Origin of the sequence: Mycobacterium sp. (assembly GCF_044223235.1) — a bacterium.
Lineage (GTDB): Bacteria > Actinomycetota > Actinomycetes > Mycobacteriales > Mycobacteriaceae > Mycobacterium.
The window spans coordinates 20,822-34,569 of the sequence record NZ_JBGAME010000008.1; the positions used below are offsets into that span (position 1 = coordinate 20,822).

At 69.0% G+C, this 13,748-nt stretch carries 13 protein-coding genes; 11 read left to right on the top strand and 2 right to left on the bottom strand.

Features of this window, described 5'->3' with window-relative positions:
* Positions 1-52: 52 nt before the first annotated feature.
* Together ADBZ6K_RS13190 and ADBZ6K_RS13195 are read right to left on the bottom strand one after the other, a co-directional pair.
* The gene (locus ADBZ6K_RS13190; protein ID WP_526347302.1) at positions 53-307 is read right to left on the bottom strand and encodes a DUF2631 domain-containing protein; all 255 of its coding nucleotides are present in this window, start codon (positions 305-307) and stop codon (positions 53-55) included.
* Between the two features lie 9 nt (positions 308-316).
* Entirely contained in the window at positions 317-1,720 is a 1,404-nt protein-coding gene (locus tag ADBZ6K_RS13195; protein WP_526347304.1) for a cryptochrome/photolyase family protein, read from the bottom strand.
* An 88-nt stretch (positions 1,721-1,808) separates the two neighbouring features.
* Here ADBZ6K_RS13195 and puuE point away from each other — a divergent pair, with 88 nt between their 5' ends.
* The 11 genes from puuE to ADBZ6K_RS13250 all read left to right on the top strand — a co-directional run bounded on the left by puuE (position 1,809) and on the right by ADBZ6K_RS13250 (position 13,742).
* Positions 1,809-2,735, top strand: a complete 927-nt coding sequence (gene puuE, locus ADBZ6K_RS13200) for an allantoinase PuuE (RefSeq protein ID WP_526347306.1) — start codon at positions 1,809-1,811, stop codon at positions 2,733-2,735.
* A 46-nt stretch (positions 2,736-2,781) separates the two neighbouring features.
* On the top strand, positions 2,782-3,195 hold the full coding sequence (locus ADBZ6K_RS13205; protein ID WP_526347308.1) for an ester cyclase: 414 nt from the start codon (positions 2,782-2,784) through the stop codon (positions 3,193-3,195).
* A gap of 103 nt (positions 3,196-3,298) precedes the next feature.
* Entirely contained in the window at positions 3,299-4,573 is a 1,275-nt protein-coding gene (dxr, locus tag ADBZ6K_RS13210) for a 1-deoxy-D-xylulose-5-phosphate reductoisomerase (protein WP_526347310.1), read from the top strand.
* Positions 4,570-5,808 carry a M50 family metallopeptidase gene (locus tag ADBZ6K_RS13215; RefSeq protein ID WP_526347312.1) on the top strand — a complete coding sequence of 413 codons (1,239 nt, stop codon included), beginning with the start codon at positions 4,570-4,572 and terminating at the stop codon, positions 5,806-5,808. The genes dxr and ADBZ6K_RS13215 overlap by 4 nt, the downstream gene beginning before the upstream one ends.
* Before the next feature lie 7 nt (positions 5,809-5,815).
* Complete coding sequence (ispG, locus tag ADBZ6K_RS13220; RefSeq protein ID WP_526347314.1) at positions 5,816-6,970, top strand: flavodoxin-dependent (E)-4-hydroxy-3-methylbut-2-enyl-diphosphate synthase; 1,155 nt, start codon at positions 5,816-5,818, stop codon at positions 6,968-6,970.
* Between the two features lie 50 nt (positions 6,971-7,020).
* Positions 7,021-7,875, top strand: a complete 855-nt coding sequence (locus ADBZ6K_RS13225) for a GNAT family N-acetyltransferase (protein WP_526347554.1) — start codon at positions 7,021-7,023, stop codon at positions 7,873-7,875.
* A 37-nt stretch (positions 7,876-7,912) separates the two neighbouring features.
* On the top strand, positions 7,913-8,575 hold the full coding sequence (locus tag ADBZ6K_RS13230) for a GNAT family N-acetyltransferase (protein WP_526347316.1): 663 nt from the start codon (positions 7,913-7,915) through the stop codon (positions 8,573-8,575).
* A gap of 265 nt (positions 8,576-8,840) precedes the next feature.
* Positions 8,841-10,658 carry a penicillin-binding transpeptidase domain-containing protein gene (locus ADBZ6K_RS13235; RefSeq protein WP_526347318.1) on the top strand — a complete coding sequence of 606 codons (1,818 nt, stop codon included), beginning with the start codon at positions 8,841-8,843 and terminating at the stop codon, positions 10,656-10,658.
* Between the two features lie 21 nt (positions 10,659-10,679).
* Entirely contained in the window at positions 10,680-11,276 is a 597-nt protein-coding gene (locus tag ADBZ6K_RS13240; RefSeq protein WP_526347320.1) for a DUF1707 domain-containing protein, read from the top strand.
* 64 nt (positions 11,277-11,340) lie between these two features.
* A complete protein-coding gene (gene map, locus ADBZ6K_RS13245; protein ID WP_526347322.1) occupies positions 11,341-12,198 on the top strand; it encodes a type I methionyl aminopeptidase in 858 nt (285 codons plus the stop codon).
* 38 nt (positions 12,199-12,236) lie between these two features.
* Entirely contained in the window at positions 12,237-13,742 is a 1,506-nt protein-coding gene (locus ADBZ6K_RS13250; RefSeq protein WP_526347324.1) for a cobyric acid synthase, read from the top strand.
* Positions 13,743-13,748: the final 6 nt, after the last annotated feature.

Genomic DNA, 13,748 nt, shown 5'->3' on the forward strand with positions numbered 1-13,748 from the left:
GGCCTGGTTCTTATCTTGGGCCTGGTTCTTCTGCTCCTCGCGTCCGCTGGCGCTAGCGGATCCAGCCCCGGCGCCGTCCCAACCAATTGCGGAACACGACGGCCACGATGACCACGGCGAATCCGATCAGGAACCAGTCCTCGACATGGCCGACATGGTTGCCGTGGAGCATGAACAGCAGGAATGCCGCCGACAGCAGGCCACCGATCTGAAGCAGGGTGTGGTTCTCCTTGGACCAGCCCCACTCGGCGGACGGCACCTCTTCGACATCGACGCCGGTGTGTCGTTCCACCTCGGTGTTCGCCACGACTGCTCCTCACGACATCGGCTCTGACAGGGCTCGGTCAACTGCCCACATTCTGGCATACGACGCAGCGTCGTACGTCGGTATGGCGCCGTACCGGCGCAAAGCCGTGGCGCGTTCGCGTTGGTGATCGACGATCGGCTCCGGATATCCCTGCGGCCGGTCTTCACCGATGCGGTGCACATCGTCGACCTCCGCCAGCTCGGGCACCCACCGGCGGATATACGCGCCGTCGGGATCGAACTTCGCCCCCTGACTGGCCGGGTTGAAGACCCGGAAGTACGGCGCGGCGTCGGTGCCGCAGCCCGCACACCACTGCCAGCCGTGCTGATTGCTGGCCATGTCGCCGTCGACAAGCTGATCCAGGAACCATCGAGCACCCCACTGCCATGGCAGATGCAGGTCCTTCACCAGGAACGACGCCGCGATCATCCGCACCCGGTTGTGCATGAACCCGGTCTGGGCGAGCTGGCGCATCCCCGCGTCGACGATCGGGAACCCCGTCGCACCGGCCTTCCAGGCCTCGAACCGATCCCGCGCGGCGTCGTCGGTGTCCACCTCGATCCCGTCGAACGCCCGGTTCCAGTTCCACCAGGCGCTGTCCGGCCATGCGTACAGCACCGACGCGTAGAAGTCGCGAAACGCCAACTCCCGCAGGTACGCGCGGGCACCTTCGCCGCCGCCGAGGTCGACGGCCATGGACCGGGGGTGGATGGTGCCGAACTTCAGATGGGCCGACATCCGGCTGGTGGTGTCGAGGTCGGGGCGGTCGCGGTTGCGGGCATAACCCTCAAGTCCGTCCGGACCAGAGGTCACGAACGACCTCCACTGCCGCCGTGCCGCGCGCTCGCCCGCGGGCATCTCGAGGTCGGCATCCCCGTCGGGAATCTCCGTGCGAGCGGGCAGACCTGCCGGATCGACCCAGCTCGCGGTGCGCGGGCCGGTGGTCGCGGGCGCTCGCCAGCCGTGGTCGAGCCACGCCCTGAAGTACGGGGTGAACACCTTGTAGGGCGATCCGTCCTTCTTGACGACGCGGTGCGGTGACACCAGGTACGGCGAACCCGACGACTCCAGGGCCACCTCACCCAGCGCGGACCGCACGGCCGCATCGCGGCGCATGCCGAACGGTGAGAAGTCGGCCGAGATGTGCACCGACGTCGCCCCGACCGCCCTGGCCAGCTCGGGTATCCGCACCTCCGGGCGGCCGCGGCTGACGTGCAGACGGCCGTCGAGCCGGTCGTCGAGGTCGCGCAGCGCGTCGTAGAGGTACCGCAGCCGGCGCGCGCCCGACGTCGCGGCCAGCCGCGGATCCAGCACATAGCAGGCCAGCACATTGCCGTCGGGGCGCGCGGCGTCCAGCAGCGGCGGCAGATCGCTCAGCCGCAGATCCCGGCGGAACCACATCAGGGTGGGCACGTCCACCATGCTGCCCGGTGCGAGCGCCGCTCAAACGTCTCACACGTCTCAGACATCGAAGGTCGCCGCCTGCTGCCAGAATGCCTGCATGAGCCCAGGCCCCACCGACGAGTACCCGCGGGACATGATCGGCTACGGACCCCATCCGCCGGACCCGCGCTGGCCCGGCGGGGCCAACGTCGCGGTGCAGTTCGTGCTCAACTACGAGGAAGGCGCCGAGAACTCGGTGCTGCACGGCGACAGCGCCTCCGAGACGTTCCTCTCCGAAGTTGTTGGGGCGCAAGCATTTCCGAACCGGCACATGAGCATGGAGTCGCTCTACGAGTACGGCTCGCGGGCCGGGCTGTGGCGGGTGCTTCGGGTGTTCGACCGCCGTCAACTGCCGTTGACCATCTTCGGGGTGGCGCTGGCACTGGCCCGCAATCCCGAAGCGGTCGCAGCGTTCCAGGCTCGGGGCGACGAGATCGCCTGCCACGGGCTGCGCTGGATCAGCTACCAGTCGGTCGATCCCGAGGTCGAGCGCAAGCACATGGCCGAGGCGGTGCAGCTGATGAAGGAGGTGACCGGCGAGGCCCCGCTGGGCTGGTACACCGGCCGGGACTCGCCGCAGACCCGCTTCCTCGTCGTCGAACACGGCGGGTTCCTCTACGACTCCGACTCCTACGCCGACGATCTGCCCTACTGGACCCGCGTCGATGGCCGGGATCACCTGGTCGTTCCCTACACGCTGGACACCAACGACATGAAGTACGTGTCGATGAGCGGATTCCCCTCCGGCCAGGAGTTCTTCACCTACCTGCGCGACGCGTTCGACGTGCTCTACGCCGAGGGCGAGGCGGGTGCGCCGAAGATGCTGTCGATCGGCCTGCACTGCCGGCTGGTGGGGCGCCCGGCGCGGGTCGCGGCGCTGGAACGGTTCCTCGACCACATTCAGTCCCATGACAAGGTGTGGATCGCGCGGCGGGCGGACATCGCGCGGCACTGGGTGGAGCATTTTCCACCTGGCGCCGTGTAGCGCCGATACGCACCTGGCGCGGATAGTCGCGGATAGTGTGGTCGGCGTGGGCGATTCGCGCGAAGACGAGGTTCGTGAACTGACCGAATGCCTGTATGCGGCGCTGGATCGCCAGGACTGGGCGACGGTGGATCAACTGGTCTCCCGACGGATGGTGGCACATGTGGCGGGTTCGCCGCCGATGGGTTTCGACGAATGGCGCGCGGGCCTGGCGGCGTTTTACCGTGGCTTCCCCAACGGCCGCCACGTCATCGAGGAAGCGTTCGTCGACGGCTCGCACTGCATCACGCGGGGCCGGTTCGTCGGAACCCACCTCGGCGAGTTCAACGACATCGCACCGACCGGCGCGGAGGTGTCGGTGGCGCTCATCCACATCGACCGGTTCCAGGGTGACGAGCTCATCGAGCATCGCGGTCAGCTGGACTTGCACGGCCTGCTGCGGCGGATCGGATCCGCCTGACGGGGTGATCCTGCTCACGGATCCGCCGGCCTCGCTGGCGACGGCGTCGTCCTGATAGTCAAGCCCGGCACCGATCACCCGCGCGAGGCGGCACAATGGGTCGGTGAGCAGTTCCGACGGCCAGCGGCGTTGGGGGCACGATCCGTCCGGTGACGGCGATGTCCCGGACCGGCTGCGCGTGCTGATCCTCGGCAGTACGGGCTCGATCGGCACCCAGGCGCTTGAGGTCATCGCGGCCAACCCCGACCGCTTCGAGGTCGTCGGGCTGGCCGCGGGCGGTGGTAACCCCGACCTGCTGGCCCGCCAGCGCGCCGAAACCGGCGTCACCAACGTCGCCGTCGCCGACGAGTCCGCAGCGCACCAGGTCGGCGACGTCACCTACGTCGGCCCCGACGCCGCCACCCGCATCGTCGAGAACACCGAAACCGATGTCGTGCTCAACGCGCTCGTCGGTGCGCTCGGTTTGCAGCCGACGCTGGCGGCGCTTGCCACCGGGGCGCGGCTGGCGCTTGCCAACAAAGAATCGCTGGTGGCCGGCGGGCCGTTGGTCATCAAGGCCGCCGCGCCCGGGCAGATCGTGCCCGTGGACTCTGAGCACTCCGCGCTGGCGCAGTGCCTGCGCGGCGGCACCGCCGACGAGGTCGCCCGGCTGGTCCTCACCGCGTCGGGCGGACCGTTCCGCGGCTGGTCGGCCGCCGACCTGGAATCCGTCACCCCCGAGCAGGCAGGCGCCCACCCGACCTGGTCGATGGGTCCGATGAACACGCTGAACTCGGCATCGCTGGTCAACAAGGGCCTCGAGCTCATCGAGACGCACCTGCTGTTCGGCATCCCGTATGACCGCATCGACGTGGTCGTCCACCCGCAGTCGATCGTGCATTCGATGGTGACGTTCACCGACGGTTCGACCCTGGCGCAGGCCAGCCCGCCGGATATGAAGCTGCCGATTGCGCTGGCCCTCGGCTGGCCGTCGCGGGTCGCGGGCGCGGCACTGGCCTGCGATTTCACCACGGCCGCCAGCTGGGATTTCGAACCGCTGGACGCCAAGGTGTTCCCGGCCGTGGAGCTGGCCCGGCGCGCCGGCGAGCGCGGCGGCTGCCTGCCCGCGGTGTACAACGCCGCCAACGAGGAGGCCGCAGCGGCCTTCCTGGCCGGCCGCATCGGTTTTCCCGCCATCGTGGCGACGGTCGGCGACGTCCTGCACGCCGCGGACTCATGGGCCGCCGAACCAGCTACCGTGGAGGACGTACTCGACGCGCAGCGCTGGGCCAGGGAGCGGGCACGGCGGGCGATCGAGCGGGGCCCCGAAATCGGTATGGCGAGGGGCGGCGGGAAGGGCCCGGTCACCGGGGCAGGAAAAGGGCTGGTAACAAGATGATGTTCGCGATTGGCATCGTGCTGTTCGCATTGGCCATCCTGCTGTCGGTGGCGTTGCACGAATGCGGGCACATGTGGGTGGCGCGCGCCACCGGCATGAAGGTCCGCCGCTACTTCGTGGGGTTCGGGCCCACGGTGTGGTCGACGTTTCGGCCCAACAAGCTGGGCGAGACCGAATACGGCATCAAGGCTGTCCCGCTGGGCGGCTTCTGCGACATCGCCGGGATGACCTCCGTCGAGGAGCTCAAACCTGGCGAAGAGCGCTACGCGATGTACAAGCAGAAGGTGTGGAAGCGCGTCGCGGTACTTGCCGCGGGCCCCGCGATGAACTTCCTCATCGGCCTGGTGCTGCTGTACGGCATCGCCGTCGTCTGGGGGCTGCCCAACCTGCATCCGCCCACCACCGCGATCGTCGGCGAAACATCCTGTGTGGCCGCCGAGGTCACCCAGGGGGAGCTCGCCCAGTGCACCGGCCCCGGACCCGCGGCGCTGGCGGGGATCCGGGCGGGGGACACCGTGGTCAAGGTCGGCGGCACCGACGTGGCCAACTTCGACGAGCTGGTCACCGCGGTGCGCGGCCTGACCGGCCCGACCGAGTTCACCGTGCGGCGCGACGAGAACGGCCAGCCGCACGAGTTCACCACCGTCGTCGACGTCACCCAGACCCAGCGCTGGACCAGCGCGGGCGAGGGCGCCCAGCCTGCGCCCGCCGAGGTGGGGGCGATCGGCGTCGCCGCGGCCCAGTTCGGGCCGACGCAGTACAACCCGCTCTCGGCAGTGCCCGCGACCGTCGCGTTCACCGGTGACCTGGCCGTCGAGATAGGCAAGTCGCTGGCAAAGATCCCCACGAAGGTCGGGGCGCTGGTGCACGCGATCGGAGGCGGGGAACGTGATCCCGAGACCCCGATCAGCGTCGTCGGCGCCAGCATCATCGGCGGCGACACCGTCGACCACGGCCTGTGGGTGGCGTTCTGGTTCTTCCTCGCACAGCTGAACTTCGTGCTCGGCGCCATCAATCTGGTGCCACTGCTGCCCTTCGACGGCGGCCACATCGCGATCGCGGTATTCGAGAAGATCCGCAATATGATTCGTTCGGCACGCGGCATGGTCGCCGCGGCGCCGGTGAACTACCTCAAACTCATGCCCGCCACCTACCTGATCCTGTTCGTGGTGGTCGGTTACATGCTGCTGACCGTCACCGCCGACCTGGTCAACCCGATCCGACTGTTCCAGTAGGAGAACCATGACGTCCATCGGTCTGGGGATGCCCGCTCCGCCCGCACCGACGCTGGCTCCCCGCCGCAAAACCCGCCAGCTGATGGTTGGCGACGTCGGCGTCGGCAGCGACCACCCGATCTCGGTGCAGTCGATGTGCACCACCAAGACCCACGACATCAACGCCACCCTGCAGCAGATCGCCGAGCTCACCGCGTCGGGCTGCGACATCGTGCGGGTGGCCTGTCCGCGCCAGGAGGACGCCGACGCGCTGACCGCGATCGCCAAGAAGTCCAAGATCCCGGTCATCGCCGACATCCACTTCCAGCCGAAATACATCTTCGCCGCGATCGACGCCGGGTGCGCCGCGGTCCGGGTGAACCCGGGCAACATCAAGGAGTTCGACGGCCGCGTCGGCGAGGTCGCCAGGGCGGCAGGAGCGGCGGGCATCCCGATCCGCATCGGCGTCAACGCCGGATCCCTGGACAAACGGATGATGCAGAAGTACGGCAAGGCCACCCCGGAGGCGCTCGTCGAATCCGCGCTGTGGGAGGCGTCGCTGTTCGAGGAACACGGATTCGGCGACATCAAGATCAGCGTCAAGCACAACGATCCGGTCATCATGGTCGCCGCCTACGAGCAACTCGCCGCGCAGTGCGACTACCCGCTGCACCTCGGCGTCACCGAGGCGGGCCCCGCGTTCCAGGGCACCATCAAGTCCGCGGTCGCGTTCGGTGCGCTGCTCTCCCGTGGCATCGGTGACACCATCCGCGTCTCGCTGAGCGCTCCTCCGGTCGAGGAAGTCAAGGTCGGCAACCAGATCCTGGAGTCGCTGAACCTGCGGCCCCGGTCGCTGGAGATCGTGTCCTGCCCGTCCTGCGGCCGCGCCCAGGTCGACGTCTACACGCTGGCCAACGAGGTGACCGCCGGCCTGGAGGGCATGGACGTGCCGTTGCGCGTCGCGGTCATGGGCTGCGTCGTCAACGGCCCCGGTGAGGCCAGGGAAGCCGACCTCGGCGTCGCGTCCGGAAACGGCAAGGGACAGATCTTCGTCCGCGGCGAGGTGATCAAGACCGTGCCCGAGTCGCAGATCGTGGAAACACTCATCGAAGAGGCGCTGCGAATCGCGGAGGAACGCGGCTCAGATGATGCGAGCGGTTCGCCGATCGTCACCGTAAGCTGAACCGTGGCGCTGTGATCAAGGTCACCCCGGTCCTGCAGAAAGAGTCCCCGATGTCGGCTCCGCCGCTATTCCGCCTCGTCGACGAGGGCCGGGTGTCGGTGGCGCGCGACGCGGCCGCGGTGTGCCGGGTGCTGAGCGAGGACCCCGTCGGTTCCTGCATGGTCGCGTCCCGGGTCGCCGACCACGGCATCGAACCAAGCTCCATCGGCGGTGAGCTGTGGACGCGGCGGCACGTCGACCACTCCCTGTGCTACGCCGGGCCCAACCTGATTCCGGTGCGCGGCCACCTCAACGACATGTACGCATTCGCCGACAAGGCGATGAGCACCGCCCGGCGATGCTCCTCGCTGGTCGGGCGCGCCGAGTTCGTGCTCCCGATGTGGCGCCGGCTCGAGCACGCCTGGGGTCCGGCTCGCGACGTGCGTGAGGACCAGCCCCTGATGGCGCTCGACTCGGCGCCGCTGTGCGCGATCGATCCGACGGTGCGGCAGGTCCGGATGGAGGAGCTGGACGCGTATCTGGTTGCCGCCGTTGACATGTTCATCGGCGAGGTGGGTATCGACCCACGCCTGGGCGACGGCGGCCGGGGGTATCGCCGCCGGGTCGCAGGGCTGATCGCCGCCGGCCGGGCCTGGGCACGGTTCGAACACGGCGAGGTGGTGTTCAAGGCGGAGGTCGGATCGCAGTCGCCGCACGTCGGGCAGATCCAGGGGGTATGGGTGCACCCGGAGTGGCGCGGCCACGGCCTGGGCACCGCAGGGACGGCCACCCTGGCGGCCGCGATCGTGCGCGGCGGGCGGATCGCCAGCCTGTACGTCAACAGCTACAACACGGTGGCGCGGGCGACCTACGCGCGGATCGGCTTTGCGCAGGTGGGGACGTTCGCGACCGTGCTGCTCGACTGACCACTGCGCCGATCGGCGTTGCTCTACGCTTCACGTCATGACGACCGATCACGACCGTAGGGTCACGCGCCGCGAGATCGCCGACGCGCTGGTGAACGCGCTCGAACGGCGGCACGAGGTGCTCGACGCCATTGTGGAATCGCAGAATTTCGATGCCGCCGTCGACGCGATCGCCACGCTGCTCGCAACCTCGCGGGTGGCCGGCGAAGCGGTGATGGCCCTGTCGTTTCAGCGACTGACCAAGGATTCCCGCCGTAAGATCGCCGCCGAACTCGATGACCTGAACAATCAGCTCAGCTTCACCACCCGCGAGCGCCCGGCCAGTGTCGGTGACAACCTGGTGCTGCGGCCGTTCGTCGCGGCGTCGGACCGCGACATCTTCGCCTCCCGCACCGAGGATGTCGGCGCTGCCGGTGACGGTTCGGATACGCCCGCGGGCAGCGTGGACGACGAGATCGCCGCGGCGGCAGCGCGAGTGGCGGCCGAAGAGGCGGTCTGGCTGGTGGCCGTCGACGGTGCCGACAAGGTCGGCATGATCTTCGGCGAGCTGGCCAACGGCGAGGTGAACGTTCGGGTGTGGATCCGTCCCGAACACCGCAAGCGCGGGTACGGCACGGCGGCGCTGCGCAAATGCCGTTCGGAGATGGCGGCCTACTTCCCGGCCGTTCCGCTGGTGGTGCGTACCCCCGCGGCCTCTTGACGTTCAGCGCCCAGCGCTTGAGGAGCGCTTGGGGAGCGCTTGGGGAGCGGTGCGCCGAGAGTGACGCCACGGCGGGAAAACTCGAAGAATCCCGCCGTGCCGTTACCGTCGGCGCGCGGGTGGCGAGAGCCCCGTCAGTGCCCGGGCAGGCGGCGTGCGCCCCGGGCCCCCGGGGGCCGGGCAGCCGGCGAAACTCGACAGATCACGGTTCCGTCTCGGTGCGCCTTCGATAGTTTCCGCGCCGCTGCTCTTAACATCTGCCGCAATGGCAACTTTCGTCACATCTGCATCACGCGTCACGGGCTTGCTCACCGCGGTGCTCGTGGTCGCCGCCACGATCAGCGCGTGCACGCCGCGCCCGGACGGCCCCGAACCCTCGGCTGAGCGATTCTTCGCCGCGCTGGCCACCGGCGACCTCAGCGCCGCGGCCGAACTCAGCGACCGGCCCGCCGACGCCCGCGCCGCCCTCAATGCGGCATGGGCCGGACTGCAGGCCACCCGGCTCGACGCCCAGATCGTGGCATCCAAGTACGCCGAGGACACCGGCAGCATCACCTACCGCTACACCTGGCACCTGCCCAAGGACCGCACCTGGGCCTACGACGGCCAGCTCAACATGGTGCGCGACGAGGGGCGCTGGGAGGTCCGCTGGAGCGCCACCGGGCTGCATCCCAGGCTCGGCGAGCACCAGACGTTCGCACTACGCGCCGACCCGCCGCCGCGGGCCTCGGTCAACGAGCGCAGCGGTTCCGACGTGCTGGTGCCGGGAAACCTGTACCACTACCAGCTGGACGCACAGGCCGCCGGCGCGCAGCTGATGTCCACCGCACGGGCGGTCGCCGACGCGCTGCGGCCGTTCGACAACACCATGGACGCCCAGCGGCTGGCCGAACAGGCTAGCGGCGCAACGGGTCCGCTGAGCCTGATCACGCTGCGTCAGTCCGACCACGACCGGGTGGCACCGGCGATCGCCGCGCTCGCCGGTGTGGTCATCACCCCGCAGGCCGAGCTGCTTCCCACCGACGACACCTTCGCCCCGTCCATCATCCGGCAGGTCAAACAGGAGGTGATGCACGAACTCGACGGGCAGGCCGGCTGGCGGGTGGTCACCGTCAACCAGAACGGCGTCGACGTCGACGTCCTCAACGAGGTGCCGGGCAACCCCGCGCCGTCGGTCACCATCAGCCTGGACCGTGCGGTGCAGAACGCCGCCCAGAACGCCGTGAACACCGCGGGTCTGCAGGCCATGATCGTGGCCATCAAGCCATCGACCGGCGAGATCCTGGCGGTCGCCCAGAACAAGGCCGCCGACGTCGAGGGCCCCGTCGCCACGATGGGCCTCTATCCGCCCGGGTCCACGTTCAAGATCGTGACGGCCGGGGCGGCCATCGACCGCGACATGGCCACGCCCAACACCCTGCTGGGCTGTCCCGGCCGCATGGACATCGGGCAACGGACCGTCCCCAACTACGGCGGCTTCGACCTCGGCACCGTACCCATGTCGCGGGCATTCGCCAGCTCGTGCAACACCACCTTCGCCGAACTGGCCAGCAAATTGCCTCCGCGCGGGCTGACCACGGCTGCCGCGCAGTACGGCATCGGACCGGACTACCGGATCGAGGGAATCTCGACGGTGTCGGGTTCGGTACCCCCGACGGTCAACCTCGCCGAGCGCACCGAGGACGGCTTCGGTCAGGGCAAGGTGCTGGTCAGTCCCTTCGGAATGGCGCTGGTCGCCGCGACGGTTGCGGCTGGCAAAACCCCTGTGCCACAACTCATCGAGGGCCGCCCCACCACCGTCATCGGCGACCGCAGCCCGATCACCCCCAAGATGATCGACGGCCTGCGCCCGATGATGCGGCTGGTGGTGACCAACGGCACAGCCGACGACATCGCCCCGGCGGGCGACGTCCGCGGGAAGACCGGTGAGGCGGAGTTCGCCGGCGGATCGCACTCGTGGTTTGCTGGATACCGCGGCGACCTGGCCTTTGCCGCCCTGATCGTGGGTGGAGGCAGTTCGGAGTACGCGGTGCGGATGAGCAAGGCGATGTTCGACGGTTTGCCTGACGACTATCTGGCATGAGTAGCCTTGTCAGAGGTAACCATGACAAGAAACGACATCGCCATCAATCACGAACACGCGGAACTGCGCATATCCGACGCGGACCGCAACGGAACACTGCGCAGGCTGCACAATGCGGTGGCGCTCGGGCTGATCGACATCGAGGAATTCGAGGAACGATCGGCACGCGTATCGCAGGCCCGGATGCGGTCGGATCTCGACACGCTCGTCGGTGACCTGCCCGGCCCCGGCGCCATCGTCACGTCGGCCGCCGACCGGGTGGAGCTGCGCGGCGTGCTCGGCTCGCTCAAACGGCACGGTGAATGGATCGTGCCCACCCGCCTGGCGCTGGTCCGGCGGATGGGCTCGGTCGAGCTGGACCTGACGCGGGCACGGTTCGCCGGGCCGATCGTGGTCGTCGAACTGGATATGAAGCTCGGCGGGGTCGAGGTTCGGCTGCCCGACGGGGCCAGCGCCTCGATCGACGATGTCGAGGTCATCGTCGGCAGTGCCTCCGACCATCGCAAGGACGCCCCGGCGGAGGGCCGCCCCCACGTGATCTTCACCGGCCGGCTGGTGTGCGGCTCGCTGGACATCTACGGGCCGCGGCGCACCCGGTTCTGGCAGCGCGGCGCCTGACCGCCTGACCGTCGCGGTTCCATCGCGGGCCGCTGCCGGAGCTGGCACCGGTTACGCTGGCACGATGACCGTTCGCTCTGCGTTGCGCGCCGGCGTGGTGTCACCGACGCTGCCGGTGCCCAAGTCGATCCCGCGCCCGGAGTACGCCTGGCAATCGACCGTGCAGGAGGGCTCCGAGCCCTGGGTGCAGACACCCGAGGTGATCGAGAAGATGCGCGTCGCAGGCCGCATCGCCGCCGCAGCGCTGGAGGAGGCGGGTAAGTCCGTCGCCCCGGGTGTGACGACCGACACGCTGGACCGCATCGCCCACGAGTACATGATCGACCACGGGGCCTACCCGTCGACCTTGGGCTACAAGGGTTTTCCGAAGTCCTGCTGCACGTCGCTCAACGAGATCATCTGCCACGGCATCCCCGATTCGACGGTCATCGAGGACGGCGACATCGTCAACATCGACGTGACCGCCTACATCGGCGGCGTGCACGGCGACACCAACGCCACCTTCCTGGCCGGCGATGTCTCGGAGGAGCACCGCCTGCTCGTCGAGCGCACCAGGGAGGCGACCATGCGGGCCATCAAGGCCGTCAAACCCGGACGGTCCCTGTCGGTCATCGGCAGGGTGATCGAGTCGTACGCAAACCGGTTCGGCTACAACGTGGTTCGCGATTTCACCGGCCACGGCATCGGCACCACGTTCCATAACGGGCTGGTGGTGCTGCATTACGACCAGCCTGCCGTCGATACGGTGCTCGAACCGGGCATGACGTTCACCATCGAACCGATGATCAACCTCGGTTCGCTGGACTACGAGATCTGGGACGACGACTGGACCGTGGCCACCAAAGACCGCAAGTGGACCGCGCAGTTCGAGCACACCCTGGTGGTCACCGCCGACGGCGCGGACATCCTGACGGTCGCCTGAATGCGTCTGCTCGCGCAGAAAGGGTGTGCGGGAACAAGGTGAGCGCGGCGCATAGCGAGAGCGGGGCGCTGCTCGTCGCGGGCACCACATCCGACGCGGGTAAATCGATGGTCGTCGCGGGCCTGTGCCGGCTGCTGGCGCGCAAGGGCGTTCGCGTCGCACCGTTCAAGGCGCAGAACATGTCCAACAACTCGGCGGTCACCGTCGAGGGCGGAGAGATCGGCCGCGCGCAGGCGGTGCAAGCCCGCGCCGCCGGTTTGGGCCCCAGCGTCCGGTTCAACCCGATCCTGCTCAAGCCGGGCGGCGATCGCACCTCGCAGCTGGTGGTCCGCGGCACGGTCGCCGGGTCGGTGGCCGCCGCGGACTACATCACCCACCGGGACCGCCTCGCCTCGGTGGTGGCAGACGAATTGGCATCGCTGCGAGCCGAATTCGACGCCGTCATCTGCGAGGGTGCAGGGTCGCCCGCCGAAATCAATTTGCGGGCAACGGATCTGGCGAACATGGGGTTGGCGCGCGCGGCGGGTCTGCCCGTCGTGCTCGTCGGCGACATCGACCGCGGCGGCCTGCTGGCCCACCTGTTCGGCACGGTCGCGATCCTGGAGCCGCGGGATCAGGCGCTGATCGCCGGTTTCGTCGTCAACAAGTTCCGTGGTGATCCAGCGCTGCTGGCGCCTGGGCTCGATCAGCTCAAAGCCCTCACCGGACGCCCGACCTACGGCGTCATCCCGCATTGCGACGGGCTGTGGCTGGACGCCGAGGATTCGGTGTCGGTGCTGTCCGGGCGAGTGGTGGGCGCACCTCAGCCGCCGCGCGGGCGGGACTGGCTGACGGTGGCCGCGATCCGGCTGCCCCGGATCTCCAACTCGACGGACGTCGAGGCGCTCGCCTGCGAACCGGGTGTGTTGGTGCGATGGGTAACCGATACCGCCGGCCTGGCCGACGCAGACGTGGTCGTGTTGCCGGGCAGCAAGGCCACCGTCGACGACTTCGGCTGGCTGCGCGAGCGGGGCCTGGCCGACGGCATCGTCGCGCATGCCCGTGCGGGGCGGCCCGTGCTGGGCATCTGCGGCGGCTTCCAGATGCTGTGCCGCCGCATCGAGGACACCGTGGAATCTTCGGCGGGCACCGTCGAGGGCCTCGGCCTGCTCGACGCCGACATCGTGTTCGCCCGCGACAAGACGCTGCGGCACTGGGACACCCCGCTGCGCGGCTACGAGATCCACCACGGACAGGTCGGCCGGTGCGGCGAGGACACTTGGCTGGGGGTGGGGATCCGCCGCGGTGGCGTGTTCGGCACCCACTGGCACGGTCTGCTCGACAACGACGAAGTGCGCCGCGACTGGTTGACAGAGGCGGCCGACGCCGCGGGACGCGACGGGTTCGTGGTGGCGACCGACGTCGACGTCACCGCCCGCCGCGATGCCCAACTCGACGTGATGGCGGATTTGCTGGCCACCCATGTCGACATGGACGCGTTGCTTGGCCTGCTCGACGGCCCGCCGCCCGCGCGGCCTACTGTCGCGACCCGCCTGCATGAGTAGCCTGGA